Origin of the sequence: Micromonospora inyonensis (genome assembly GCF_900091415.1) — a bacterium.
Lineage (GTDB): Bacteria > Actinomycetota > Actinomycetes > Mycobacteriales > Micromonosporaceae > Micromonospora > Micromonospora inyonensis.
In genome coordinates this window covers 1,572,889-1,596,383 of the sequence record NZ_FMHU01000001.1, presented here as the reverse complement: position 1 = coordinate 1,596,383, position 23,495 = coordinate 1,572,889, and the positions used below count along the sequence as shown (strand labels likewise).

At 71.4% G+C, this 23,495-nt stretch carries 25 protein-coding genes, 1 tRNA gene, 1 pseudogene and 1 riboswitch; of the genes and pseudogenes, 9 read left to right on the top strand and 18 right to left on the bottom strand.

Features of this window, described 5'->3' with window-relative positions:
• Window position 1: 1 nt before the first annotated feature.
• Window positions 2-961, bottom strand: coding sequence for a helix-turn-helix transcriptional regulator (locus GA0074694_RS07240; RefSeq protein WP_091454322.1), 960 nt, complete (start codon window positions 959-961; stop codon window positions 2-4).
• 61 nt (window positions 962-1,022) lie between these two features.
• Here GA0074694_RS07240 and GA0074694_RS07235 point away from each other — a divergent pair, with 61 nt between their 5' ends.
• Both GA0074694_RS07235 and GA0074694_RS07230 read left to right on the top strand, forming a co-directional pair.
• Entirely contained in the window at window positions 1,023-1,607 is a 585-nt protein-coding gene (locus GA0074694_RS07235) for a DinB family protein (RefSeq protein ID WP_091454320.1), read from the top strand.
• Window position 1,608: 1 nt separating this feature from the next.
• On the top strand, window positions 1,609-2,046 hold the full coding sequence (locus GA0074694_RS07230; RefSeq protein ID WP_091454315.1) for a VOC family protein: 438 nt from the start codon (window positions 1,609-1,611) through the stop codon (window positions 2,044-2,046).
• Window positions 2,047-2,086: 40 nt separating this feature from the next.
• Here the strand turns inward: GA0074694_RS07230 and GA0074694_RS07225 are convergent, their stop codons facing one another.
• Genes GA0074694_RS07225 through GA0074694_RS07215 form a run of 3 tightly spaced genes read right to left on the bottom strand, consistent with a single transcriptional unit; the run spans window position 2,087 to window position 4,381 of the window.
• On the bottom strand, window positions 2,087-2,842 hold the full coding sequence (locus GA0074694_RS07225) for a LamB/YcsF family protein (RefSeq protein ID WP_091454311.1): 756 nt from the start codon (window positions 2,840-2,842) through the stop codon (window positions 2,087-2,089).
• On the bottom strand, window positions 2,826-3,674 hold the full coding sequence (locus tag GA0074694_RS07220) for a 5-oxoprolinase subunit C family protein (protein ID WP_091454307.1): 849 nt from the start codon (window positions 3,672-3,674) through the stop codon (window positions 2,826-2,828). Before GA0074694_RS07220 ends, GA0074694_RS07225 begins: the two co-directional genes overlap by 17 nt.
• Window positions 3,671-4,381 (bottom strand): 5-oxoprolinase subunit B family protein, encoded by a 711-nt coding sequence (locus GA0074694_RS07215; protein WP_091454305.1) that lies wholly within the window; start codon window positions 4,379-4,381, stop codon window positions 3,671-3,673. Before GA0074694_RS07215 ends, GA0074694_RS07220 begins: the two co-directional genes overlap by 4 nt.
• 149 nt (window positions 4,382-4,530) lie before the next feature.
• Here GA0074694_RS07215 and trhA point away from each other — a divergent pair, with 149 nt between their 5' ends.
• Window positions 4,531-5,154: a PAQR family membrane homeostasis protein TrhA gene (trhA, locus tag GA0074694_RS07210; RefSeq protein WP_091458789.1), complete on the top strand. Its 624-nt coding sequence runs from the start codon at window positions 4,531-4,533 to the stop codon at window positions 5,152-5,154.
• An 85-nt stretch (window positions 5,155-5,239) separates the two neighbouring features.
• On the opposite strand, the gene GA0074694_RS07205 is transcribed toward trhA, so the two are convergent.
• Window positions 5,240-5,521, bottom strand: coding sequence for a DUF6458 family protein (locus GA0074694_RS07205; RefSeq protein ID WP_091458788.1), 282 nt, complete (start codon window positions 5,519-5,521; stop codon window positions 5,240-5,242).
• A 118-nt stretch (window positions 5,522-5,639) separates the two neighbouring features.
• Here GA0074694_RS07205 and GA0074694_RS07200 point away from each other — a divergent pair, with 118 nt between their 5' ends.
• Window positions 5,640-6,197 carry a SixA phosphatase family protein gene (locus tag GA0074694_RS07200; RefSeq protein WP_091454302.1) on the top strand — a complete coding sequence of 186 codons (558 nt, stop codon included), beginning with the start codon at window positions 5,640-5,642 and terminating at the stop codon, window positions 6,195-6,197.
• Between the two features lie 39 nt (window positions 6,198-6,236).
• Here the strand turns inward: GA0074694_RS07200 and GA0074694_RS07195 are convergent, their stop codons facing one another.
• The 4 genes from GA0074694_RS07195 to GA0074694_RS07180 all read right to left on the bottom strand — a co-directional run bounded on the left by GA0074694_RS07195 (window position 6,237) and on the right by GA0074694_RS07180 (window position 10,540).
• Complete coding sequence (locus GA0074694_RS07195; RefSeq protein ID WP_091454299.1) at window positions 6,237-6,506, bottom strand: DUF6458 family protein; 270 nt, start codon at window positions 6,504-6,506, stop codon at window positions 6,237-6,239.
• Window positions 6,507-6,691: 185 nt separating this feature from the next.
• Window positions 6,692-8,548, bottom strand: a complete 1,857-nt coding sequence (locus GA0074694_RS07190; protein WP_091458786.1) for an acyl-CoA dehydrogenase — start codon at window positions 8,546-8,548, stop codon at window positions 6,692-6,694.
• A gap of 115 nt (window positions 8,549-8,663) precedes the next feature.
• Window positions 8,664-9,791, bottom strand: coding sequence for a PP2C family protein-serine/threonine phosphatase (locus GA0074694_RS07185; RefSeq protein ID WP_091454297.1), 1,128 nt, complete (start codon window positions 9,789-9,791; stop codon window positions 8,664-8,666).
• A gap of 95 nt (window positions 9,792-9,886) precedes the next feature.
• Entirely contained in the window at window positions 9,887-10,540 is a 654-nt protein-coding gene (locus GA0074694_RS07180; protein WP_091454294.1) for a septal ring lytic transglycosylase RlpA family protein, read from the bottom strand.
• 171 nt (window positions 10,541-10,711) lie between these two features.
• Between GA0074694_RS07180 and GA0074694_RS07175 the strand changes: the two genes are divergently transcribed.
• Window positions 10,712-11,263 (top strand): phosphoribosyltransferase family protein, encoded by a 552-nt coding sequence (locus GA0074694_RS07175; protein ID WP_091454292.1) that lies wholly within the window; start codon window positions 10,712-10,714, stop codon window positions 11,261-11,263.
• Window positions 11,264-11,361: 98 nt separating this feature from the next.
• Window positions 11,362-11,793 (top strand): ASCH domain-containing protein, encoded by a 432-nt coding sequence (locus tag GA0074694_RS07170; protein WP_091454289.1) that lies wholly within the window; start codon window positions 11,362-11,364, stop codon window positions 11,791-11,793.
• Between the two features lie 69 nt (window positions 11,794-11,862).
• On the opposite strand, the gene GA0074694_RS07165 is transcribed toward GA0074694_RS07170, so the two are convergent.
• The 3 genes from GA0074694_RS07165 to GA0074694_RS07155 form a co-directional block, all read right to left on the bottom strand.
• Window positions 11,863-12,747: an LLM class flavin-dependent oxidoreductase gene (locus GA0074694_RS07165; RefSeq protein ID WP_176737810.1), complete on the bottom strand. Its 885-nt coding sequence runs from the start codon at window positions 12,745-12,747 to the stop codon at window positions 11,863-11,865.
• Window positions 12,748-12,802: 55 nt separating this feature from the next.
• Window positions 12,803-13,186: a hypothetical protein gene (locus tag GA0074694_RS07160; protein ID WP_176737809.1), complete on the bottom strand. Its 384-nt coding sequence runs from the start codon at window positions 13,184-13,186 to the stop codon at window positions 12,803-12,805.
• Between the two features lie 238 nt (window positions 13,187-13,424).
• Window positions 13,425-13,498: transfer RNA gene (locus GA0074694_RS07155), tRNA-Gly, on the bottom strand.
• Window positions 13,499-13,905: 407 nt separating this feature from the next.
• Here GA0074694_RS07155 and GA0074694_RS07150 point away from each other — a divergent pair.
• Window positions 13,906-14,727, top strand: coding sequence for a CPBP family intramembrane glutamic endopeptidase (locus GA0074694_RS07150; RefSeq protein WP_176737808.1), 822 nt, complete (start codon window positions 13,906-13,908; stop codon window positions 14,725-14,727).
• 374 nt (window positions 14,728-15,101) lie between these two features.
• Window positions 15,102-16,094, top strand: coding sequence for a zinc metalloprotease (locus GA0074694_RS07145; RefSeq protein WP_091454285.1), 993 nt, complete (start codon window positions 15,102-15,104; stop codon window positions 16,092-16,094).
• Between the two features lie 60 nt (window positions 16,095-16,154).
• On the opposite strand, the gene GA0074694_RS07140 is transcribed toward GA0074694_RS07145, so the two are convergent.
• The gene (locus GA0074694_RS07140) at window positions 16,155-16,709 is read right to left on the bottom strand and encodes a pyridoxamine 5'-phosphate oxidase family protein (RefSeq protein WP_091454283.1); all 555 of its coding nucleotides are present in this window, start codon (window positions 16,707-16,709) and stop codon (window positions 16,155-16,157) included.
• A 95-nt stretch (window positions 16,710-16,804) separates the two neighbouring features.
• Here GA0074694_RS07140 and dcd point away from each other — a divergent pair, with 95 nt between their 5' ends.
• The gene (dcd, locus tag GA0074694_RS07135) at window positions 16,805-17,383 is read left to right on the top strand and encodes a dCTP deaminase (protein ID WP_091454280.1); all 579 of its coding nucleotides are present in this window, start codon (window positions 16,805-16,807) and stop codon (window positions 17,381-17,383) included.
• A 122-nt stretch (window positions 17,384-17,505) separates the two neighbouring features.
• Here dcd and GA0074694_RS07130 read toward each other — a convergent pair whose 3' ends face one another.
• From GA0074694_RS07130 to GA0074694_RS07110, 5 genes and pseudogenes are all read right to left on the bottom strand, one after another.
• Window positions 17,506-18,546 carry a C40 family peptidase gene (locus GA0074694_RS07130; protein ID WP_091454278.1) on the bottom strand — a complete coding sequence of 347 codons (1,041 nt, stop codon included), beginning with the start codon at window positions 18,544-18,546 and terminating at the stop codon, window positions 17,506-17,508.
• A 13-nt stretch (window positions 18,547-18,559) separates the two neighbouring features.
• Window positions 18,560-18,709, bottom strand: a riboswitch (cyclic di-AMP (ydaO/yuaA leader).
• Between the two features lie 223 nt (window positions 18,710-18,932).
• A complete protein-coding gene (locus GA0074694_RS07125; RefSeq protein ID WP_245714577.1) occupies window positions 18,933-19,949 on the bottom strand; it encodes a C40 family peptidase in 1,017 nt (338 codons plus the stop codon).
• Between the two features lie 128 nt (window positions 19,950-20,077).
• Window positions 20,078-20,516: pseudogene (locus GA0074694_RS07120) on the bottom strand (CBS domain-containing protein); the annotation flags it as partial.
• A 27-nt stretch (window positions 20,517-20,543) separates the two neighbouring features.
• Window positions 20,544-22,739 carry a (Fe-S)-binding protein gene (locus GA0074694_RS07115; protein ID WP_091458780.1) on the bottom strand — a complete coding sequence of 732 codons (2,196 nt, stop codon included), beginning with the start codon at window positions 22,737-22,739 and terminating at the stop codon, window positions 20,544-20,546.
• 371 nt (window positions 22,740-23,110) lie between these two features.
• Window positions 23,111-23,374 carry a cell division protein CrgA gene (locus tag GA0074694_RS07110; RefSeq protein WP_091454273.1) on the bottom strand — a complete coding sequence of 88 codons (264 nt, stop codon included), beginning with the start codon at window positions 23,372-23,374 and terminating at the stop codon, window positions 23,111-23,113.
• Window positions 23,375-23,495 lie beyond the last annotated feature (121 nt).

Here is a 23,495-nt window from a genome sequence, read left to right as displayed (position 1 = left end):
CTCAGCCGGCCCCGCCCAGCGCCGCGAGGCGACGGGCGAGCAGGGCGGCGGCCTCCCGTAGCTCCGGCGGCTCCAGCACCTCGGCCTCGTAGCCCAGTCGGGCCACGTGCGCGGCGAGCCAGTCCAGGTGGTCCCCGCCGACGATGAGCACGCACCATCCCTCGCGGTCGTCCTCGACGCGCCCCACCTGGGGTGGCACCAGTTCCCGCACCTGGTCGGGCCGGGCGTGCACCCGTACCCGGGCGAGATACCGGTACGGTGCCCCGGTCACGGACCGCTGCACGTAGGCGACCGGGTCCGGATGCTCGCTCGGCCGGAAGCGCCAGGTCGTCGCCGTCACCTCGCGCATCCGGTCCAGCCGGAAGGTGCGCCAGTCGTCGCGTTCGACGTCCCGGGCCATCAGGTACCAACGTCGGCCGGTGGTGACCATCCGCACCGGCTCGACCGTACGCTCGCGCTCCTCGCCGTCGCGGCCGGCGTACCGGAACCGCACCCGTACGGCGTCACGGCAGGCCCGCGCGAGCGTCACCAGCACCTCCGCGTCGATTTCGATTCCGGGGCCGACGAGGGTCTCGGTGGCGCCGTGCACCGCCCGCACCTCGGCGCGCAGCCGGGACGGCATCACCTGGTCGACCTTCGCGAGCGCGCGCAGTGCCGCCTCGCCCGCCCCGGCGACCGTGCCTCCCGCCGCCAGCCGCAGGGAGACCGCCGTGGCGATCGCCTCCTCGTCGTCGAGCAGCAGCGGTGGCAGCCGGGTGCCCGCGCCGAGCTGGTAGCCGCCGCCGACGCCGGCCGTCGCGTGCACGGGGTAGCCGAGCGCGCGCAGCCGCTCCACGTCGCGACGCACCGAGCGGTCGGTGACCCGCAGCTCGGCGGCGAGTTCGGCGGCGGTCCAGGACGGTCGTCGTTGCAGCAGCCCCAGCAACCGCAGCACCCGTTCGGTCGTTGCCTCGACGGTCACATGCTGATCGTTCCACGGATCACGGAACGATCCTGTCCGCTATTCGCGGGAGGCTGGAACCATGAACGACCAGAACTGGAACTCCCTGCTCCGAGAACAGATCGCCTGGCACTGGACCAACCACCTGCGCCCCCGTCTCGACGGGCTCACCGACGACGAGTACCTCTGGGAGCCGACGCCCGGCTGCTGGAACGTGCGCCCGCGCGGCACCGGCACCGCACCGGTGCGGGCCGGGTCCGGTGCGATGACCATCGACTTCGCGTTCCCGGAGCCCGACCCGGCACCGGTCACGACGATCGCCTGGCGACTCGGGCACGTGATCGTCGGCGTGCTCGCGGTACGCAACGCCGCGCACTTCGGCCGCGCCCCCACCGACTACCAGTCGTTCGAGTACGCCGCCACCGCGGCCGGGGCGCTGGCCCAGCTCGACACGGAGTACGCCAGGTGGCTGGCCGGGGTCGAGTCGCTCGGCGGGTCCGGTCTCGCCCGCCCGTGCGGGCAGGCGGAGGGGCCGTACGCCGAGCGTCCGCTGGCAGCGCTGGTGCTGCACATCAACCGCGAGCTGATCCACCATCTGTCCGAGGTGTGCCTGCTCCGCGACCTCTACCCGCACACCCACCGGTCGACCCGACAGGAGGCGAGCTGAGATGGCCCGCGACGTCCAGATCACTTTCGACTGCGCCGACCCGGCCGCCTTGGCGGCGTTCTGGGCCGAGGCCCTCGGCTACCGGTTGCAGGCCCCGCCCGGGGGATTCGAGTCGTGGGAGCAGGCACTGGAGGCGATGGGCGTGCCGCCCGAGAATCGCAACGACGCCTCGGCGGTGGCCGACCCCGACGGCTCCGGGCCGCGCCTGTTCTTCCAGCGGGTGCCGGAGGGCAAGCAGGCCAAGAACCGCGTGCACCTCGACGTGCGAGCCGCCCCCGGGCTCCAGGGGGACGCACGGATGGCGGCCCTGGAGGCGGAGGCCGAGCGGCTCGTCTCCCGCGGCGCCACCCGGCTCCGGCGCTTCGAGCCCGCTCCCCCGCTCGGCACCGGTCACATCGTGATGGCCGACCCCGAGGGCAACGAGTTCTGCCTCGACTGACCCGCCGAGCGCGGACGATCCGCCCGGCTCACCGGCCGATTCACGACGTGCTGAACGGGCGTAGTGGCACCCCGGCGTCGATGAGGGCGGCGCGCACCAGGGCTGCCGCCTGCACCGCGCCGGGGGTGTCGCCGTGCAGGCAGATCGACTCGACCGGGCAGGGGACGACGCTGCCGTCGACGGCGGTCACGGCCCGCTCGGTGGCCATCCGGACCGCCCGTTCGGCGATCTCCTGCGGGTCGGTGACCAGGGCACCGGGGGCGGAGCGGGGCACCAGGGCACCGTTGGCGAGGTAACCCCGGTCGGCGAAGCCCTCGGCGACCACCCGCAGCCCGGCCCCGGTGGCGAGCTGGGCGAGCACCGAACCCGGCGGGCAGAGCACCGGCAGGTCCGAGTCGTAGTCGCTGATCGCGGCGACCACCGCGGCGGCCTGCGACTCCTGGCAGGCGGCGGCGTGGTAGAGCGCGCCGTGCGGCTTGAGGTAGCGGACCCGGGTCCGGTACGGCCGGCAGAACGCCTCCAGCGCGCCGAGCTGGTACGTGATCTCGTCGCGCAGCTCCTCGAAGGCGTACGCGATGTGCCGGCGGCCGAAGCCGGCGAGGTCCCGGTAACCGACCTGGGCCCCGATCGCGACTCCCCGCTCGGCGGCGGCGGCGCAGACGCGACGCATGGTGGACGGGTCACCGCCGTGGAAGCCACAGGCCACGTTGGCGGAGGTGACGAGTTCCAGCAGCGCCTCGTCGTCGCCGAGCCGCCAGATGCCGAAGCCCTCGCCGAGATCAGCGTTGAGGTCCATGGAAGCTGACGGTAGTACCCGGACGGGCCTGCGCGAGCGGGGTGACGTCGTCCACCACCCCGACGACGGGGTATCCGCCGGTGGTGGGGTGGTCGGCGAGGAAGATCAACGGTTGCCCGTCCGCCGGGACCTGCACCGCCCCGAGCACGACCGGTTCGCTGGGCAGTTCGCCGGCCACCGCGCGGGGCAGGGGCGCGCCGAGCAGTCGCGCACCGATCCGGTCGCTCATCGGACTGACCTGGTACGCCGTGTGCAGCAGCCGGTGCCAGGCGACGGGGGTGAACCAGTCGTCCCGGGGGCCGGGACGCAGCGTCAGCCGCAGTTCGGCGGCGGGAGCCGGGGCGGCGGTGAAGTCCACCGGGGCGGGCGGGCCGGTGACCGGGCCGAGGGGGAGCCGGTCACCGTCGCGGACCGGGGGCGGGCCGAGGCCGGAGAGGGTGTCCGTGGCGCGGCTGCCGAGCACCGTTTCGACCGTGATGCCGCCGGAGACGGCGAGGTAGCTGCGCAGACCGTGGCGGGCGGGGCCGATCCGCAGCACCGCCCCGGCGGGCAGGGACAGCGGGCGGCCAGGGTCCGCCGGCCGCCGGTCGACCCGGACGTCGGCCTCCGCGCCGGTGACCGCGACCGTGCCGGCGCGGTGCAGGCGCAGGTCGCAGCCGGTGAGCGTGATCTCCAGGCCGGCGGCGGCCTCCGGGTTGCCGACCAGCCGGTTGCCCAGCCGCAGCGCCGCCGGGTCGAGGGCTCCCGACCGGGGTACGCCGAGGTGCGCCCAGCCGGGTCGCCCCTGGTCCTGGACGGTGGTGAGCGCCCCGGCGCGGAGGACCTCGATCACGTTGTCACCAGCAGGACCCGGGTGCCGGGGGCGAGCGTGGCGGGCGGGTCGGCGCGCACGTCGAACAGGGGCAGGTCGGTCCGGCCGACCAGCAGCCACCCGCCGGGGGAGGCGGTCGGATAGATCCCGGCGTACGGACCGGCGAGGGCGACCGAGCCGGCGGGCACCCGGGGACGGGGGGTGGCCAGGCGGGGCACGGCCCACTCCGCCGGCAGCCCGGTGAGGTACGCGAATCCGGGCGCGAAGCCACAGAAGGCGACCCGGAACTCGGTGCCGGTGAGCCGACGGACCACCTCGGGCACGTCCACGCCCCAGTGGCCGGCGACGCGGGGCAGGTCCTCCCCGTCGTAGGTGACGGGCACCCGGACGGCGCGGGCGGTGTCCGCGCTGCTGTCGGCGCGATTGGCGGTGTCGGCGCTGTCGACGGGTCGCGGGGTCCAGGTGGCTATCCGGGCGGCGGTGGCCGTCGGGTCCGGTACGCCGTCGAGCAGCACGGTGGTGGCGGCCGGGACGATCTCGACGGCGGTCAGCTCACCGGCCTCCCGGCGTCGCCAGAGTTCGGCCCGCCAGGCCTCGACCTGCCCGGCAGGGTCCACCACGGACCGGACCGCACCGCCGGAACCGGGCTCGGGCTCCGGGTCGGAACCGGGCTCGGGCTCGGCACAGTCGAGCAGCAGCGCGTGCGCACCGACGGGACGGATCCGCATGCCGTCATCCTGGCGGACGGGGGTTCGACCGCGTACGGGTGGACGTGACACATTCCACTACCTGGAAGTAACTTACGGTGCCGTAACCTGAGGAGGTGACCACCCCGACCAACGTACGGATCAGGCCGGTCGACATCGGCAAGCCGCGGATGCGCGGCTGGTTGCACACCTACGCGTTCTTCGTCGCACTGGTCTGCGGCATCGTCCTCTGCTCGGTCGCGGCGACCCGGCCGGGTTGGGCGCCGCTGGTGAGCTGCCTGATCTACAGCGTCACCGTGTGCGGGCTCTTCGGCACCAGCGCGCTCTACCACCGGCGGGTCTGGTCGGAACGGGGCTTCCAGATCATGCGCCGGATGGACCATTCGATGATCTTCCTGTTCATCGCCGGCACGTACACCCCGTTCTGCCTGCTGCTGCTCGACGACCGTAAGGCGACGATCATGCTCGCCCTGGTCTGGGGCGGGGCGCTGGGCGGGGTGGCGTTGAAGGTGGTCTGGCCACACGCGCCGCGCTGGGTCTCCGCCCCGCTCTACCTGGCGCTCGGCTGGGTCTCGGTGGCCATCCTCCCGGACATCCTGCACCGGGGCGGGGTGACCGCCCTGGTCCTGCTGGCGGTCGGGGGCGCGGCCTACAGCATCGGCGCGGTCTTCTACGCGCTGCGCCGGCCCAACCCGTGGCCGACCGTCTTCGGGCACCACGAGTTCTTCCACGCCTGCACCCTGGTGGCGGCGATCTGTCACCACATCGCGATCTACTTCGCCCTCTTCGCCTGAGCCTCGCCACCACCACACCTCCGGTGCCCGGACGTGCTTCCGGGGGCTCCGCGGCGTACGCGCAGCCCCCGGGTGAGCGGTGGGATCAGACCTGGTGACCGGGGCGGCGCACCTCGCGGTACTCCTGGACCACGCGGTCGTCCTGCGCCGGCACCACGCGCTCCTCGACGACCCGTTCCCGCGGCGCGGCCACGACGGTCCGACGGCGGGTGTTCCAGAAGTAGGCGGTCATGATCAGGCCCACCAGGCCGGCGAGCATCAGCACCCAGCCGACGGTGTTCAGGCTGAGCCAACCCAGGTTGGCGTCGACCGCGAATGCGAGGATCGCGCCCAGCGCGATGAGGAAGATACTGCTGCCGATGCCCATCGTGTCGCCCTCCTTGGCGTTCTGCTGGCGTTCGGTTACCGCCGCGGCCACTGGATGAGGTTGCGGCACACACCGACTTACCCGAGCGCGGAGATCGCCAATCAGGCAAGCTGGGACCATGACGCAGGGTAGGGTCACCGGACACACACTCGTGCTGCTCCGGCACGGAAAGGCGGCGACCCCGGAGGGTGACGTCGCCGACCGGGACCGGGCGTTGACCGTACGTGGGCAGGCCGACGCCGCCGCGGCCGGCGCGTGGTTGGCCCGGCACGGCTTCCGGCCCGACGTGGTGGTCTGCTCGCCCGCGCGGCGCACCCGGCAGACCTGGCAGGCGGCCGAGGGCGGGATGGCCGGTGTGCCAGCCGAGGGCGGGATGGCCGGCGCGCCGGACGGAAGCGACCGGGCACCCCGGGTCCGTCACGAGCCGGCCGTGTACGCGGCGGATACCGCCGACCTGCTGGATCTGCTCCGGGCCGTCGAGCCGGACGCCGGCACGGTCCTGCTGGTCGGCCACAACCCGGGCATCTCGCTGCTGTCGATCGCCCTCGACCGGGCCGGCGCCGACCGGGAGGGCCTGCGGACCAGCGGTGTCGTGGTGCACCGGGTCACCGGGGCCTGGGCGGACCTCGGCACCGTGCCCGCACCGGTCGTCGAACGACACACCGCCCGCGCCTGAGCGCGGGCGGTTCGATCGCGTTCCCCCGGACCCGGCGGCTCAGGAGGGTGGCGCCGTCGGCGGGGGCGGATCGGGCGGCGGGGGCATCATCGCGGTCGGGTGGGAGAGCCGGTTCTCCTCCACGATGAGGGTCCGGGCCCGCTTCCGCCGGTCCTGCCAGAACCAGAGGGTGGTGAGCAGGACGGCCAGGCCGGCGAGGATGAACACCCAGCCGACGGCACGCAGGTCGACCCACCAGACGTTGGCCCGTACGGCGAACGTCAGGATCGCCCCCAGGGCGATGAGAAAGATGCCGCTACCAATGCCCATGTGCGCTGCACTCCCCCGTGCGGTGGCTCTGGGCTTTCTCCGGACACCGTCGCGTACGCGGACGATGCTCCGGCCACGCATACCCGCGATGGCGGCCCCTACCCCACCCGCTGGGAACGGTGACGGCCGGCACGCAGGTGCGCGCCGGCCGTCGAAAGGGAATCAGGATGGTCGGAACATCCGGCTCAGAACGCCTCCTCCGGGAGGTCCATCAGGTCGAGGTCGGTGTTCTCGATGATGCGCCGGTCGGCGCCGATGCGGGGCAGCACCTCGCGGGCGAAGAACTTCGCCGCCGCCACCTTGCCGGTGTAGAACGCCCGGTCGGTGGCGGACACCTCGCCGCCCAGGGCGCGCAGGGCGACGTCCGCCTGCCGCTGGAGCAGCCAGCCGACCACCACGTCGCCGAGCGCCAGCAGCAGGCGGCGGCTGCTCAGGCCCACCTTGTACACGGCACGCGGCTCGCTGGCCTGCGCCTCGCCCAGCCAGCCGGTCAGCACGCCGAGGATGGTCTGCACCTCGGCGAGCGCCTTGCCGAGCGCGGCCCGCTCCTCCTTGAGCTGTCCGTTGCCGCCCTCGCTGGCGATGAACTCCTGGATCTCGCCCGAGACGGTCATCAGCGCCTTGCCCTTGTCCCGGACGATCTTCCGGAAGAAGAGGTCGAGGCTCTGGATGGCGGTGGTGCCCTCGTACAGAGTGTCGATCTTGGAATCCCGGACGTACTGCTCGATCGGGTAGTCCTGGAGGAAGCCGGAGCCGCCGAACGTCTGCAGGGACTCGTGCCCGAGCAACTCGTACGCCCGCTCCGAGCCGACCCCCTTGACCAACGGCAGGAGCAGGTCGTTGACCCGCTTCGCGGTCTTCGTCGCCGCCTCGTCCCCGGCCGCCTCGGCGATGGCCACCTGGTCCTGCCAGGAGGCGGTGTAGCAGACCAGGGCGCGCAGGCCCTCGGCGTACGCCTTCTGGAGCATCAGCGAGCGGCGGACGTCCGGGTGGCGGGTGATGGTGACCCGGGGTGCGGTCTTGTCGGCCATCTGGAGCAGGTCGGCACCCTGCACGCGGCTCTTGGCGTACTCGAGGGCGTTCAGGTAGCCGGTGGAGAGGGTGGCGATGGCCTTCGAGCCGACCATCATCCGCGCGTTCTCGATGATCATGAACATCTGCCGGATGCCGTCGTGCTTCTCGCCCAGCAGCCAGCCCTTGGCCGGTACGCCGTGCTCGCCGAAGGTCATCTCGCAGGTGTTGGAGACCTTCAGGCCCATCTTGTGCTCGACGTTGGTGGCGAAGACGCCGTTGCGCTCGCCCAGCTCACCGGTCTCCTCGTCGAAGTGGTACTTCGGCACCACGAAGAGCGAGAGGCCCTTGGTCCCCGGGCCGCCGACGCCCTCGACGCTCACCGGGCGGGCCAGCACGTAGTGGACGATGTTCTCGCTCAGCTCGTGCTCACCGGAGGTGATGAAGCGCTTGACGCCCTCGATGTGCCAGGAGCCGTCCGGCTGCGGGATGGCCCGGGTCCGGCCGGCGCCGACGTCCGAGCCGGCGTCCGGCTCGGTGAGCACCATAGTGGAGCCCCACTGCTTGTCGACGAAGAGCTTCGCCCACCGCTTCTGCTGCTCGGTGCCCTCGACGAACAGGACGTGCGCGAAGGACGGGCCGGAGGCGTACATCCAGACCGGGGCGTTGGCGCCGAGGATCAGCTCGGCCAGCGACCACCAGAGCGCCCGGGGCGCATTGCCCCCGTCCAGCGCCGGGGGGAGGTCCAGCCGCCAGAACTCCGAGTCCATGAAGGCCTGGTACGACTTCTTGAACGGTTCCGGCAGCGGCGCGGTGTGCGTGGCCGGGTCGAAGACCGGGGGATTGCGGTCACTGTCGGTGTAGCTGGCGGCCAGATCCTCGCGGGCGAGCCGGTCCATCTCCGCGAGGAAGCTCCGTGCGGTGTCGACGTCGAGATCCGAGTACGGCTCCTGGCCGAACGCCCGGTCCACCCCGAAGACCTCGAACAGGTTGAACTCGAGATCCCGCAGGTTGCTCTTGTAGTGGGTCATGATCACTGGCCCCGCTTCCGGACAGGTGTTACCGATCAGTAACCCCGACTGTATTACTCGCGGGTAGGCAGCGACAAGCCGCTGATGAAAGTGACAGCGGACACACACCGGGCATTCAGCCCTCGGTGGCGCCCACCTCCCAGCTCGGCACGGCTGCCGTCGCGTCGCTGCGCGGGCCCGCGTACTCCATCAGGACCAGGGCGATGTCGTCGTCCAGCCGGCCATTCACCCACTCGACCAGGGCGGTCTCCAGCGAGGCCAGCCCGTCCGCCACCGTTCCGTGCCCGAGCAGCCGCCAGGCCCGGTCGGCGGTGGGGAAGAACTCGCCGTCCCGGCGGGCCTCGCCGAGACCGTCGGTGAAGAGCAGCAACCGGTCGCCCGGTTCCAGCCGCTCCACCCGGGGCTGCACCACGGGCATGAAGCCGAGCGGGGGCGCGGGGGCGGGTGGTTCGAGCGGGATCACGCATCCCCGGCGCAGCAGCAGCGGCGACGGGTGCCCGCAGTTGACGATGGTGAGCGTCCCGCCCCGCTCCTCGACCACCGCGGCGGTCACGAAGTCCTCGTCGCCGACGCTGCGCGCCACCGCGCGGTCCAGGTCGGACACGACCGCCCGCAGGTCAGCCCGCTCGTGTGCCACGTGCCGGTACGAGCCGAGCACGATGCTGGCCAGCCGGACCGCGTCCAGGCCCTTGCCCCGCACGTCTCCGATGATCATTCGCACGCCGTACGGGGTGTCGATCGCCTCGTACAGGTCGCCGCCGATCTCGGCGGTGGCCGTGGAGGAGATGTAGCGGGCCGCCACGGCCAACGTCCCGACCTGCGGGCCGAGCGGACGCAGTACCGCCTGCTGGGCGACCGACGCCAGTTTGGACAACTCGGCGATCTGCCTGGCCTGCCGTTGCCGCACCCCGGCCACCACCGCCACCAGCGCGGTCACCAGCGCGATCGCGGCGACGTTGGTGGCGGTGTCCAGCGAGACGCGCGGCTCGGAGAACGCGAACGCCACCGCGCCGGCGGTGGCCGCCGCACCCACCGCGAGCACCACCCGCCAGGTGGCGAAGACCGCCGCGAGCACCGGCGCGGCGGCCATCAGCCCGAGGTAGTGCGCCCCGTTGCCGTCGGCCGCCTCGACCGCCCAGATGAACCCGAGCAGAACGAGAGCCGCGCCGAGACCGGCGCGGGATCCGGGGCTCAGCGGACTACGGAGCCGCTGGAAGGGATGCGTGAGTACGCAGCACAGCATGCCCTATGGAGGTTGATCAGCGCATGATCCTGGCCCGTCGTCCGAGCCGTTTCTGACCGCACGGACCGCGGTGACCAGCCGATACGCGAGCCGACTCAGCCGAGCACCGCGTAGGAGACGGTGAGGTGGCCGAGGTCGAGGGGGGCGATCGCGCCGAACGCCGCCCGGGACAGATCGATGCAACGACCGTCGATGTACGGCCCCCGGTCGTTGATCCGTACGGTCACCGAGGCCCCGGTGGCGGGGTTGGTCACCCGTACCCGGGTGCCGAACGGCAGCGTCTTGTGCGCGGCGGTCATCGCCGACGGGTCGAACGTCTCGCCGTTCGCGGTCATCTGCCCCTCGGCGTAGAAGGACGCGCCGCAGGTCCCGCTCTCGACCACCGTCGGGGCGGCCCGCTTCGGCGCGGCCGGCTTCGCGGTGGCCCGCTTCGACGGCGTCGAGGTCACCCGGGCCCGCGGCTTACCCCGCGAGGCGGCGGTCGGGCGGGTGGGTGTGGGGCCGACGGTCGGCGACGCGGCGGTCTCCGGAGACGGGCTGACCGACGACGAGGACGGAGCGGGGCTCTCCGGCGACGGCGGAGCCGGCGTCGCCACCACCGGTCCCGACCCGGCGAGATCCGGTTCCGCCGAGGTCAGGTGCACCGCCCCGACCGTTCCACCGACGGCCACCGCCACGGCGACGGCCGCCGAGGCCGCGATGCCTGCGGGCGAGGAGAACATCCGGATCCGAGGGTGCCTGCCAGCCATCGACCAGTCCTTCCGGTTACTTACAAAACGGTTCGTACCGTAGCGAGAGAAGCACTTCGGAAGTCAACCTGATCATAGGTATATGTCATATTTCGCGGGGATACGTATGGCCGATCATCCGAGGCAGAGTCGCACCGCCGGGCCCCGACAGCAGACGGGCAGGATAGTGCGATGTCCACCGAGCTGAGCCAGCGCCTCGTCCAGCTGTTCCGCTGGTCGGACCCCGGTCCGGAGAGCAGCCATCTGGTCAGCGACATCTCCGGCTGGTGGCGCGACCCGTCCGTCCTCGCCGAGATCGGCCCGGCGCTGGTGGCACCGTTCCGCGCCGCCGCACCCACCGTCGTCGTCTCGCCCGCCGTCACCGGCCTGCTCCTCGGTCCGCTCGCCGCCACCGCACTCGGGGTGGGTTTCGTCCCGGCGCACAAGCCCACGGACGGACAGCAGCCGCCCGGCCCGACCACCTGGGCGCAGAGCACACCCGACTTCCGGGGCCGTCGGGTCACCCTCGGCGTCCGCGACCGCCACCTCGGGCCGGGCGACCGGGTGCTGGTGGTCGACGACTGGCTCGCCACCGGGGCGCAGGTCCGGGCGCTCTACCAGCTCTGCGCGGCCCGGGGCGCGGAGCCGGTCGGCACCGCCGTGGTGGTCACCGACTGCCCGTCGCAGGTCAACGCCGAACTGCGCGTCCGGGCCCTGCTCGACGCCGACCGTCTCGGGAGCTGACCTCCCGGCCGGCCTCCACGTCCGCCGGGACGGGCTGCCGGCACGGGCTGCCGCAATTCCCGCGACGGCCGGGCGGTGGGTCGCGTAGCCTCGGCGGAATGTGGCCAAGGATCGGTGACCTGCGCAGTCTCGCCCTCGGCACGCCCGGCCCCATGCGGAGCGACCTCAACAGCCTCGTGCTGGCCGGAGTGAAGACCGCCACGACCGGGCTGCTCAGCGAGTACGCCACGGAGGGCGAGGAACTGGAGTACGTCGGCGAACGGCTGGCCCTGGTCGACGACCACGACGCACTGGTCGGCGTCGTCGAGGTCACCGCTGTGGACGTGGTCCGCTTCGCGGACGTGAAATGGGACTTCGCCCGCTCAGAGGGCGAGGGCCACCGGGACCTCGACGAGTGGCGCGCCGGTCACCTCCGCTTCTGGGCCGGCGAGGGGAGCACGGTCACCGACGACACGCCCGTCGTCTGCGTCCGCCTGCGGCTGGTGTCGGCCGGGACGGGTGGCATCGCCACCGGCGACCTGGGCACCTGACCGGTCCCGCCGGCTGGCCCGGCCGGGCGTCAACGGCCGGTTGCCCTCACGGGCTGACCAACGGGTGGCTCAGATCCGGCGCAGCTCCGGCAGGCGTTCCGCGACCTCGGCGAGCACGTTCTCGTCCCCGGCGTACCAGCTGCTCAGCCGGGGCCAGTGGGTCACCACGTCGGTGAACCCGAGCCGGGCGGCCCGCTCGACCGCTTCGGCGAAGAAGTCCGCGCTGGTCATGGAGAAGACCGGGGCAGCGTCCAGCGACAGGTACCGGTCGAGGGTGGCCGGGTCACGTCCGGCCTCGTCCAGGGTCGCGTCCATCCGGGCGCAGAGCGCCGCCACCGACTCCCACCAGGTGTCCAGGTCGTCTCCGCCGGTGCCGGTGGTGACCCAGCCCTGACCGAACCGGGCGACCAACCGCATCGAGCGCGGACCGTTGGCGGCGACCACGAACGGCACCCTCGGCATCTGCACGCAGCCGGGATTGTTCCGGGCGTCCACGGCCGAGAACCACTCGCCGCGCCAGGTCACGCCGTCCTGCCGGAGCACCAGGTCGAGCAGTTCGGTGAACTCGCCGAACCGGTCCACCCGACGCCGGGGCGGCAGGGTGTCCCCGCCGAGCACGGTGGCGTCGAACCCGATGCCACCCGCGCCGATGCCCAGCAGCAGTCGCCCGCCGGAGATGTCGTCCAGCGTGGTCACCTGCCGGGCGAAGGCGGCCGGGTGCCGGAAGTTGGGCGAGGCGACCAGCGTACCCAGCCGGATCCGCGAGGTCACCAACGCGGCGGCGGTCAGCGTCGACATCGAATCGAACCAGGGGCCGTCCACCAGGTCACGCCAGCCGAGGTGGTCGTACGTCCAGGCGTGGTCGAAACCCCAGTCCTCGGCCTGCCGCCAGCGCCGCTGCGCCTCGGACCAACGCTGGTCGGGGAGGATCACGATGCCGATGCGCATGATCACACCCTACGGCCTGCGATTTCCGGCCGACCTGCCGCCCGGCAGCTCCGAAAGGGGGTCACCCGACGGCGAGGACGACCTGGCGTGGCTGGTGGAACTCGTGGACGACTTCGATCAGGCCCACGATGTGCGCGTTGAACTCGTCCAGTTCCTCGGCCGGTACCCACAGTTCGAGGATGGTCTTCCCGCCGGCCTGCCGCACCGGGTAGCGACTCACGAACTGCGCGTCCACCCGGAAACGGGTGACGTAGCCGGCACCGGACGCCGGCACGTTCCAGTCCCGCGCGATCATGATCGCGTAGTCCTCGTTCAGGACGGGGTAGAAGATCGGCTGTTCCGGCAGGCGTGGAGGCCAGCAACGCCACCCCGACCCGCGTATGAGGGCCAACTCCTCCGGGCCGGTCGGACGCCACAGCACCATCGTGCCGTCACCGCTGCTCATGTCGACCTCACCACTCGGAATCCTCGTGAGGCCGAACGGTACCGACGGATCGACCAGCGGCACCACCGCATTCACCGCACCGGGGTGGGCCGATGATGGCTCCGGCCCGGCCTCGAACCGGTCGACCAGGAAAAAAGCTAGAGCCAGGATCGGACACGCAGCGGGCACGCGCGCGCCGGAAGCCGCAGCAACGACCGAGGCCCGCCCAGGAAACGTGTCCTGAGCTGGGGCCTCGTGGTGGAGCGGGTGACGGGAATCGAACCCGCACTGTCAGCTTGGGAAGCTGATGTTCTGCCATTGAACTACACCCGCAGGCGGCACCACTGTACCTGAGCGGCTCGCCGTCCGCACCAAGGTACCCCTCCTTTACCCGCCCTCCCTCCGACCGAAGCTGCGGGGAAGTCGCACGGCCGCTTCACGCGAACGGGACCGGGCGGGCTGAGAGAGCCACCTACCGAAGACTTCGCTGTCCGCCGATCATCGACACGCCCGACATCAGGTCCGACGATCGCCACGTCTGAAGAACGGCCTTGAGCAACGCCTCAGCAGCGGTTGTTCACTGGAAGCTACGACGGTCCCTGGCTGCCGGGACTTCCGGCCCTGTCACACCCGTCGATGGCCTGGTCGGATGCAGCTATGACCGGGTACCTGCGACGGCTTGCGCGGCAAAGGCCGATCGGCTGTTTCGTCGTGCTGGCCTACCTGCTGTCGTGGAGTTGGTGGCTGCCGATCGCGCTGCGCGGCGGCGTGGTCCGCCCCGGCGACGCGTGGCCGACGCACCTGCCGGGGCTGCTCGGCCGCTGCTGGCGGCCCTCGCCATCACGGCGGCCATCGGAGGTGGACCGGCCCTGCGCCGCTACGGCCACCGCCTGCTGCTCTGGCGGGGAGGCTGGCGGACCGTGCTGCTGGTCCTCAGTCCGCTCATCCTGCTCGCAGCGGTCCTGCTCGGCCAGCGAATCGCCGGGAGCGACTGGCCCGCCGGCGGAGCTCTGTTCGCGATCAGCGGCACGGCTGCTGGGGCACTGCCGGTCCTCGCCGCGCTGGTCCTGGTCAACGGGCTCGGCGAGGAGGCTGGCTGGCTCGGGTTCCTCCAAGAGCGGCTCCAACGGCGGTTCGGGCCGACCCGGGCCGCTCTGCTGACCGCGCTGGTATGGGCGGGGTGGCACGCGCCGCTCTTCGTGATCCTGGAGAGTTTCCGCGGCTTCGACCTCGTCACCCTGGTCGGGTTCTTCCTCGGCATGGCGGCGGGTGCGCTCGTGCTCGCCTACGTCTACAACCGGGCCGGCGGCAGCGTCATCGCCGCAGCCTGCTGGCACGCGGGGTACAACCTGGCGTCCGCGACCCCGGCCGCGCAGGGCCTGGTGGCGGCGGTGGTGACCACCGGCGTCATGACCGCCGCCGTCATACTGCTCGTCGCTGGCTTGCGTTCGACCCGCCACGGCACCCCACCGCCGTTGCTCGGTGGCCGGCCGTCGGCCCCCGACCCGGCATCCGCACAACGCCCGGTCCACGGCGAAGGGCCAGTCCATCAGGCGAGCTGACCGTCGCTGCGGGCCGGGCCGGCGGAGGCGGTCGCACCCACAACCGCCGGCCGTGGCTGGCCCTGCTCGCCGTCCCAGACGGGGCACTTCCGGCCTCCGCCGGTATTGGCCAACATGGACGGACGCCGACACCCTCTCGGCCACCACCCTCAGGGGATGCCCGCGCCCTGCACTGCATCGGTGGGGATCCGTTCGTTGTCTTCAAAAGGCCCACGGCGTGACGCTGAAGGCTTCACCGACCGGACGCGCCAAACCGTTACCGCGCGGCAACAGATGGCCATTCTCAAATGTGTCTATCAGCTGTAACCTCTGCCACACGTTCTCAGCCGCGGTGTGACAGACCCCACGTCACGCCGGCAGAAAGAGGTGGACACATGGGACTTCGTCCCAACCTGCTGACCCGGCGTGTGGCCGGAGTCGCAACCACGACCCTCGCCCTGCTGCTCAGCACGGCGGCGGTCGGCGTCGCCCCTGCGGCGGCTCACGCGGGCCACCCGGGCCACGCGGACGAGGCCTGCGCCGAGCCGGCCGACACCCACTCCGACGCAAAGATCAAGGCCGGTGGCGTCGCCAAGCACGAGCCGAACGAGCTGACCGCGACGCAGGTCCGTGAGCGCGAGGCCGACCTGGCCGCCGCGCTGGCCGCACGGGCCAAGCGGACCGACCTGAAGCAGGGTCCGGCGGCGACGGCCTCGATCACGATCCCGGTCGTGGTACACGTGATCCAGCGGGACAGCACCCGGGCCGGGGGTAACATCCCGGACTCGATGGTCAGCTCCCAGATCAGCGTGCTGAACCAGTCCTTCAGCGGCGCGACCGGCGGTACGGCCACCGCGTTCGCCTTCCAGCTCCAGAAGATCAACCGGGTGACCAACCCGTCGTGGTACCCGATCGTGCAGGGCTCCTCGGCCGAGCGCTCGATGAAGACCTCGCTCCGCGAGGGCGGCAAGGACACCCTGAACATCTATCTGGGTGAGCTCAGCGACGACCTGCTCGGCTGGGCGACCTTCCCGACCCGTCGGCTCAGCAGCATGGACGGCGTCGTCGTGCTGAGCGAGTCACTGCCGGGCGGTACCGCCACCAACTACAACCAGGGCGACACCGGCACCCACGAGGTGGGCCACTGGCTGAACCTGTACCACACCTTCCAGGGCGGCTGCGCCAGCTCGGGCGACAGTGTCTCGGACACGCCGGCGGAGGCGTCGCCGGCGTTCGAATGCCCGACCGGCCGGGACACCTGCTCCACCGCCGGCCTGGACCCGATCACCAACTTCATGGACTACACGTACGACTCGTGCATGTACCAGTTCACCCCGGGGCAGGCCAGCCGCATGCTGACCGCGTGGAACGCGTACCGCGCCGCCTGACGTGCCCGACGCACCCGATGCCGGCTCCGTCCCGCGGAGCCGGCATCGGCGTGTCCGGGCTCAGGCCGCGGCCCGGTGCGCGGCCCGTCGTCGCCCGGTCCGTCCCGGTACGGCCGGCTGACCGGCCGCCGAAGTGTCACTCGCCCGGGGATCCAGCCAGACCTGCACCGCCGGGCCGCCCTGCCGCGCACCGGGAGCCTCCACCCCGACGTGATCGCGCCGGGCGAGCATGGCCACGTCGACGGTGAACTCGAACAGCCGCCAGTCCGCCCGGGGCTCGGCCCGGAAGTTCTCCGCCAGCCGGGCCACCCGGGCGTGGTCGGTGACCGGACGGGCGTGTCCGGCCACGTACGCCTCGTCGTCGCTCTCCTCCGGCGGGAACGAGTGCAGCGCGTACCGCCCGTCGCGCTCCAGGTCGCGGCGCTTGGGCGAGTCGATGACGAAGCAGAAGAGCCCCTCGTCGGTGATGACCGGGGAGACCGGATGGACCCGGGGGCCACCGTCGGCCCGGACCGTGGCCAGGTAGCCGAAGCCCGGGCCGTACTGCTGCATGAGAAGGCGGATCGCGTCGGCGAGGCGGGGCTCGTCGGCGGCGAACTCGGACCAGGAAGCCATACCGACATCCTATCGAACACGCGTACGAAAACGCAGCCCGACGCGCTGGTCACCCGCCGGATCGTGGGGCCGATGGTCCTCGCTATGGTGGTGCGATGCTGCTCTCCGACCGCGACCTCGTCAGCGAGATCAAGGCTGGCACGCTGGCGCTGGAACCGTTCGAGGCGAGTCTGGTGCAGCCCTCCAGCATCGACGTACGCCTGGACCGGCTCTTCCGGGTCTTCAACAACCACCTCTACACCCACATCGACCCGGCGCGGCAGCAGGACGACCTCACCTCGCTGGTGGAGGTCCCCGAGGGGGAGCCCTTCGTGCTGCACCCCGGCGAGTTCGTGCTCGCCTCCACGCTGGAGGTCATCTCGCTCGGCGACCAACTCGCGGGCCGGTTGGAGGGCAAGTCGAGCCTGGGCCGGCTCGGCCTGCTGACCCACTCCACCGCCGGTTTCATCGACCCGGGCTTCTCCGGTCACGTGACGTTGGAACTCTCCAACGTGGCCAATCTGCCGATCACCCTCTGGCCCGGCATGAAGGTCGGTCAGCTCTGCATCTTCCGGCTCTCCTCGCCGGCCGAGCATCCGTACGGCTCCGCCGTCTACGGCTCGCGCTACCAGGGGCAGCGTGGGCCCACCCCGAGCCGGGCCTGGCGGAACTGGCGTACCTGGCCCACCCGCTGAACGTCGCGCCCCCCGCCACCCCTCGGTCCGGTGCTGGCGATGGTGTTCGCTCCGCTTCGTCAGGTGCCTGCAGGGGACCCCTGCTACACAAAAAGCGGTAACAGGGGTCCCCTGCTACCACCTCAGCCCGGCCGACCGTAACTGTGCACCGGGCCGTCGTCGACGCGCTTCATCTTCACCGGCGCGCCGGCCCGGGAGGCGTGCACCAGCCAGCCGTTGCCGACGTACATGCCGACGTGGTGCAGGTCGGCGTAGTAGAAGACGAGGTCGCCGGGGCGTAGCTCGTTCCGGCTCACCGGGGCGGTCGCCCGCCGCTGCTGGGCGGCGTTGTGCGGCAGTCTGACCCCGGCCCGCGCCCAGGCGGCGAGGGTGAGCCCGGAACAGTCGTACGCGTTCGGCCCCTCGGCCCCCCAGACGTAGGGCTTGCCGATCTGGGCGCAGGCGAAGCCGACGGCCCGGCCGGCGGCGCCGCCCGGGTAGACGGCAGGGCAGGGGGCGGGGCGCAGGCTGGTGCCACCACCGTCACCGTACGCCTTCAGGCGCATTTTCTGCAGGCGGGCGATGTCAGCGTCGATCTGCCGCCGCTTGGCGTCCAGTTGGCGTTCGGCCTGACCGAGCTGTGCGATCAGCCGGTCGAGCGGCGCTTTGCGGGCGCTGAGCTGGTCTCGCAACCCGACCACGTGCCGGATGTCGTCCTGCTGCCGGCGGGCGAACTGGTCGAGCAGTTCGAGCTGGTGGACGACGGTGGCTGGCGACGGGTTGGCCAGCATGGCGTTCAGGGCGGAAGCGTTCTCCCCCTTGTACGCCCGCACCGCGAGCCCGCCGACCTTGCTCATCGCCTGGTCGATCTGGCGTCGCAGCGGCTCGATCCGGGCGGTGAGGGCCGCCGCCTGCCGCCGTTTGGCGGCGAGCGCCTGCCGGGTGGCGTTGTGCTGTTCGATGACCGGCTCGAGGGCGTTCCACTCCCGGTCGATCTGGCGTTCGATCTCGGCTACCGAGGGTTCGGCGCGGGCCGCGCCGGCACCGCCCGTCACGAGGACGGCGGCTCCGGCGAGGACGGTGATGACGGTGGTGAAGCGGGACCAGCATGGACGCGGCGCAGCCGTCGTCCGGGCAGCCGTGGCCGACCGGGCGGACGGTGGCCGCGGGGCATGGTGTGCCACCGGGCTCCGTACTCCTTCTTCCGTTGACCGCCTACCGGGTTAGCTGACGGGTTCGGGCGGGAAGGGAGCGCCCTACCTGGCGTACGGATTCACCCCGATGGTGCTGGTGGTTCCCCGGCTCGCTCTGCTGTGGTGACGTTTCTCGTTGTGGCGACGTGCGTCGTGCGACTCGGCGGTGTCGAGCCGTCGCCGCCTCCGAATGGCGGACCTGTCACCGGCTCGGCAAGTGCCGAGACTAGGGACGGCCGTCGTCGATCCGCAACACGCTTCGCGGGAGTGCCACCTGCCGATTTCCGACAGTAACCACTGTGGGTGCCGTTCGTTGGCCCATCGCGACGGGGGTCCTCGGCCACTGGCCGGGGACCCCCGTCGTCAGGATGGATCGGTCAGTACGGGCGGCGGAAGCCCGCGACCGGCATGTGGTTGATGCTGGCCACCTGCACCGGCTTACCGGCCCGGGGGGCGTGCACCATGATGCCGTTGCCCAGGTAGAGCCCGACGTGATGCAGGTCGCTGAAGAAGAAGACCAGGTCACCGGGGCGGGCCTCGGAGCGGCTGATCGACTTGGTCTCGCGCCACTGCGCGCCGGTGAAGTGGGTCAGGTGGATGCCTGCGGCCTGGTAGGCGTACTGCGTGAGCCCGGAGCAGTCGAACGAGTTGGGCCCGGTGGCGCCCCAGACGTACGGGTCACCGACCTGGGCGCAGGCGGTCCTGATGGCGGTGTTGGCCTTGCTGCTGACAACGCCCTTGATCAGCGGGCAGCCGGGGGCGCTGACCGCAGTTTTCGGCATGGACGCCCGGAGCCGCTTGATCTCCGTATCGATCTTGATCTTCTTCGCCGCCAGGTCCTTCTCCTGCTGGGTCTGGCTGGTGATGAGGGCGTCGAGCTTCTGCTTCTCGGCTTCGTACCTCGCCTGGATCGCCAGCACGCCCTGGAGCTCCTTGCGCTGGTGGGCGGCGAGTCGGTCGAGCATGCCCATCTGCTCCGCCAGGGTGCCCGGCTTCGCGCTGACCAGCAGCGCGCCGATCTCCTGCGATGGGCCGGTCATGTAGTGCCGGGAGGCCAGGGCGCCGATCCGGTTCATGGCCACGTCGCTCTGCAGCGCGAGCGGCTGGATCTTCTTCTCCAGGTCGGCCGACTTCTTCACGTTGACCTTGAGCTGGCTGCGGACCTCGTTGTACTTCTCGATCGTGGGCTCCAGCTGCTCCCACTGCTTGTCGATCTGCGCCTCGATCTCCTCGGGAGTGGGCGCGGCGTGCGCGGGAGCAGCGAGCAGTCCGGTGCCGACCACGACGGCGGCGGACAGGGTGACCAGGGTACGAACGAACCGACGGAGCCCACCCGGACGAGTGGGGAGTCGATCCGGTGCGTGACGCTGAGGGGGCAGGGTTGCCACCGGCACGAACTCCTTTGGCGACCAGACCACCGGGCGCCCCGCGAGGGAGAGGATGGCGGGGCAGACGATCCACAGCGGCCGGTGCCCCACATTAGGGAAGCCGCGGGGCGATATCAAGGCGAGGGGGTCTCGTTTCATGCTCCGGCGACCACGCGGGCACCCTTCGTACCGATTCCGCCGACGATGGCGGCCAGGACATCGTCGAGGGTCACCACACCGAGCGGTCGCCGTCCGTCGCTGACCAGCACCATGTGCCGTCCCTCGCGGCGCATCGAGAGCAGCAGGTCGGCCAGGGTACGGTCCAGCGGCACCACGGCCAGCGGCCGGTACACCTCGGCGGGCACCGGGGCACGGCGGCTCGCGCCGACGTACCCGAGCACGTCCTTGACGTGCACGAAGCCGCGCACCCGCCGGCGCTGCACCACCGGGAAGCGCGACCGTCCGGTACGGGTGGCCAGCACCTCCAGAGAGGCCGGTGAGACGTCCTCGGTGACGGTGGTCACGTGGACCACGGCTGAAAACGTCGGTGGCGGTACGGGCGTGCAGGGCGAGCGCCCCGGTGATCCGGGCGTGTGCCGTGGACCCGCGAACGGTCTCGGCTCAGCCGGCGACCGGCTCGGCCTGCTGGCCGTCGCGGTTCTGCTCCGGCCTCACCGAGCGGAGCAGCACGCTCGCCACGTCGACGACCTCGACCTGCTCCCCGGCCCCCTTGCCGTTGACCCCGTCGTTCAGCATCGTCGAGCAGAACGGGCAACCGACCGCGATGGTCTTCGCGCCGGTGGACATCGCCTCCTCGACGCGGTCCACGTTGATCCGCTTACCGATCCGCTCCTCCATCCACATCCGCGCCCCACCGGCACCGCAGCAGAAGGAGCGCTCGCTGTTGCGCGGCATCTCGGTGACGCCCTCCGAGGCGGAGGAACCGAGCACCTCGCGCGGCGGGGCGAAGACCCGGTTGTGCCGGCCCAGGTAGCACGGGTCGTGGTAGGTGACCCCGCCGTCGACGGGCTGGACCGGGGTGAGCTTGCCGGTGGCGACCAGGTGGGCCAGGAGCTGCGTGTGGTGCACCACCTCGAACTCGCCGCCGAGCTGACCGTACTCGTTGCCGAGCGTGTTGAAGCAGTGCGGACAGGTCGCGACGATCTTGCGCCTGCTCTTCTCGCGGCCGTCGAACGCCTCGTTCAGGGTCTCCACGTTCTGCTGGGCGAGCATCTGGAAGACGAACTCGTTGCCGATCCGGCGGGCCGGGTCACCGGTGCAGGTCTCCCCCTCGCCGAGGATGGCGAAGGAGACGCCGGCCTCGTGCAGCAGCGTGGCGACGGCACGGGTCGTCTTCTTGGCCCGGTCCTCGAACGCGCCGGCACAGCCGACCCAGAACAGGTACTCGAAGTCCTCCGCCTCGCCGACCCGGGGCACCTCGAAGTCGAGGCCCTTGGTCCAGTCCTCCCGGGTGTTCTGCGGAGCGCCCCAGGGGTTGCCCTTGTTCTCCAGGTTGCGCAGCATCACGCCGGCCTCGGAGGGGAAGCTCGACTCGATCAGCACCTGGTAGCGCCGCATGTCGACGATGTGGTCGACGTGCTCGATGTCGACCGGGCACTGCTCGACGCAGGCCCCGCAGGTGGTGCAGGACCAGAGCACGTCCGGGTCGATGATCCCGCCCTCCTCGGCCCCGCCGATCAGCGGCTTCTCCGCCTCGGCGAGGGCGAGCACGTCGACGTGGGCGAGTTGGGCCGCGGTGGCCTTCTCCTCGCCGGTGAGGTCCTTGCCGCCCCCGGCCAGCAGGTACGGCGCCTTCGCGTACGCGTGGTCGCGCAGGCTGAGCACGAGCAGCTTCGGTGAGAGGGGCTTGCCGGTGTTCCACGCCGGGCACTGCGACTGGCAGCGACCGCACTCGGTGCAGGTGCTGAAGTCGAGCAGGCCCTTCCAGGTGAACTGCTCGACCTGGGCCACCCCGAACTGGTCGGACTCGGGGTCGGCCTCCTCGAAGTCCAGCGGCTTGCCGTTGCTCGTCATGGGGCGGAGCGCGCCGAGACCGGAACCGGCCCGGCCCGGGTCACGCTTGAAGAAGATGTTGAAGAAGGCCAGGAAGCGGTGCCAGGCCACCCCCATGGTCACGTTCAGCGCGATCACGATGAGCCAGGTCATCGAAATCATGATCTTGATGAGGGCCGCGACGCTGACCCCGGCCTCCCAGTTCGGCAGCAGCGCGCCGACGGCGTGGCTGACCGGGGTGGCCCAGGTCGGGTACTCGAAGTGGTCGGTGGCGACCTTGAAGCCCCGGATCAGGAAACCCATGATCAGGACGGCGAGAACCACCGCCTCGACGAAGTAGCCCTGCCACATGGTCGAGCCGGTGAACCGGGAACGTCCGCCAGTCCGGCTGGGCCGGTTGCGGATCCGGATCGCGATCAGCACCACGATGCCGACCACACCGAAGATGGCGATCAGCTCGGTGACCAGCCCGTAGACCGTCCAGCCACCGATCAGCGGCAGGCCGCCGGTGGGCGAGACCACCTCGAAGTACGCCTCGAGGACCAGCAGCGACAGGACGACGAAGGCGACCATGACGAACCAGTGCGCGGCACCGACCACGCTCCAGCGCAACATGCGGGTGTGCCCGGCCGTCTCGGCCAGCATCGTCCTCGTCCGGGTGACCGGGTCACCGAACCGTCCGGGGTCCGGCTGCCCGAGCCGGACGACTGCCACGATGCGCAGCACCGCCTGTACGGCCACCCACACCGCCAGAGCGGTGATGGCGGCGGCGAGGATCGTCGTGACGAGCTGGACGCTGCCCATAGCGTTGGCCTCCACGGTCTGCTGCCTGGCGAGCGGTTCGGCGACCGGCGTCGGGATGTCGCGCCGCCGGCTGCCCACCGCGACCCTGACCTGACCGGTCGATGACCTCGCTCCGCTCGGTCATGCAGTGCAGCCTACGCTCAAGGTTACCCGGTAGTAACGTGAGGAACCTCGCACCGGGCTGCGCTGCCCTGCGGACACCTTAGAAGGGCCGTCCGACCTGCGCAGATCGGGGGTTCCGCGTGGTGACATGTCGCGCCCGCGCACCACGGTCGGGCCACGGCGGAGACGCCATGGTCAGGCCACGGCGTGGTCCCGGCCACGCCGGAACCTTCGGGGGCGCGGACCGGGACGCCGAGGACCGCTGGCGCTCAGCGCCAGCGGGAGAGCACGATCAGCGAGGCGACCATGGCGCCGAAGCCGACTGCGAGGTTCCAGTAGCCCCACGTGGCGACCGGGTAGGCCTGCTCGGAGAGGTAGTAGACCACCAGCCAGCCGATCCCGAAGACGATCAGCGCGATCGCCAGGAGCGGCAGCCAGACCGGGCTGGGCTTGCGCGTCGCCGCGGTGGTCGTCGGACGCACGTCCGTCGGCGGGGTGTACACCTTCTTCTTGCGGACCTGTGACTTGGGCACGACGCTCTCCAGAGGGAATACGACCTCGTCCGGCCTGACAACCGGGCGCGGGGGCGACGGTCCATGGCCAATAATGTTTCGAAAGCTAGCGTAGTCCGGAAGACCCGTTGAGGCCATGAAC

Bases quoted from the DNA above. Each gene is read 5' to 3' on its own strand.
- GA0074694_RS07235 (WP_091454320.1), top strand. From the start codon at position 1,023: ATGAACGACCAGAACTGGAACTCCCTGCTCCGAGAACAGATCGCCTGG.
- GA0074694_RS07230 (WP_091454315.1), top strand. From the start codon at position 1,609: ATGGCCCGCGACGTCCAGATCACTTTCGACTGCGCCGACCCGGCCGCC.
- GA0074694_RS07225 (WP_091454311.1), bottom strand. From the start codon at position 2,842: ATGGACCTCAACGCTGATCTCGGCGAGGGCTTCGGCATCTGGCGGCTC.
- GA0074694_RS07215 (WP_091454305.1), bottom strand. From the start codon at position 4,381: ATGCGGATCCGTCCCGTCGGTGCGCACGCGCTGCTGCTCGACTGTGCC.
- trhA (WP_091458789.1), top strand. From the start codon at position 4,531: ATGCGCGGCTGGTTGCACACCTACGCGTTCTTCGTCGCACTGGTCTGC.
- GA0074694_RS07205 (WP_091458788.1), bottom strand. From the start codon at position 5,521: ATGGGCATCGGCAGCAGTATCTTCCTCATCGCGCTGGGCGCGATCCTC.
- GA0074694_RS07200 (WP_091454302.1), top strand. From the start codon at position 5,640: ATGACGCAGGGTAGGGTCACCGGACACACACTCGTGCTGCTCCGGCAC.
- GA0074694_RS07195 (WP_091454299.1), bottom strand. From the start codon at position 6,506: ATGGGCATTGGTAGCGGCATCTTTCTCATCGCCCTGGGGGCGATCCTG.
- GA0074694_RS07190 (WP_091458786.1), bottom strand. From the start codon at position 8,548: ATGACCCACTACAAGAGCAACCTGCGGGATCTCGAGTTCAACCTGTTC.
- GA0074694_RS07185 (WP_091454297.1), bottom strand. From the start codon at position 9,791: ATGCTGTGCTGCGTACTCACGCATCCCTTCCAGCGGCTCCGTAGTCCG.
- GA0074694_RS07180 (WP_091454294.1), bottom strand. From the start codon at position 10,540: ATGGCTGGCAGGCACCCTCGGATCCGGATGTTCTCCTCGCCCGCAGGC.
- GA0074694_RS07175 (WP_091454292.1), top strand. From the start codon at position 10,712: ATGTCCACCGAGCTGAGCCAGCGCCTCGTCCAGCTGTTCCGCTGGTCG.
- GA0074694_RS07170 (WP_091454289.1), top strand. From the start codon at position 11,362: ATGTGGCCAAGGATCGGTGACCTGCGCAGTCTCGCCCTCGGCACGCCC.
- GA0074694_RS07160 (WP_176737809.1), bottom strand. From the start codon at position 13,186: ATGAGCAGCGGTGACGGCACGATGGTGCTGTGGCGTCCGACCGGCCCG.
- GA0074694_RS07145 (WP_091454285.1), top strand. From the start codon at position 15,102: ATGGGACTTCGTCCCAACCTGCTGACCCGGCGTGTGGCCGGAGTCGCA.
- GA0074694_RS07140 (WP_091454283.1), bottom strand. From the start codon at position 16,709: ATGGCTTCCTGGTCCGAGTTCGCCGCCGACGAGCCCCGCCTCGCCGAC.
- dcd (WP_091454280.1), top strand. From the start codon at position 16,805: ATGCTGCTCTCCGACCGCGACCTCGTCAGCGAGATCAAGGCTGGCACG.
- GA0074694_RS07115 (WP_091458780.1), bottom strand. From the start codon at position 22,739: ATGGGCAGCGTCCAGCTCGTCACGACGATCCTCGCCGCCGCCATCACC.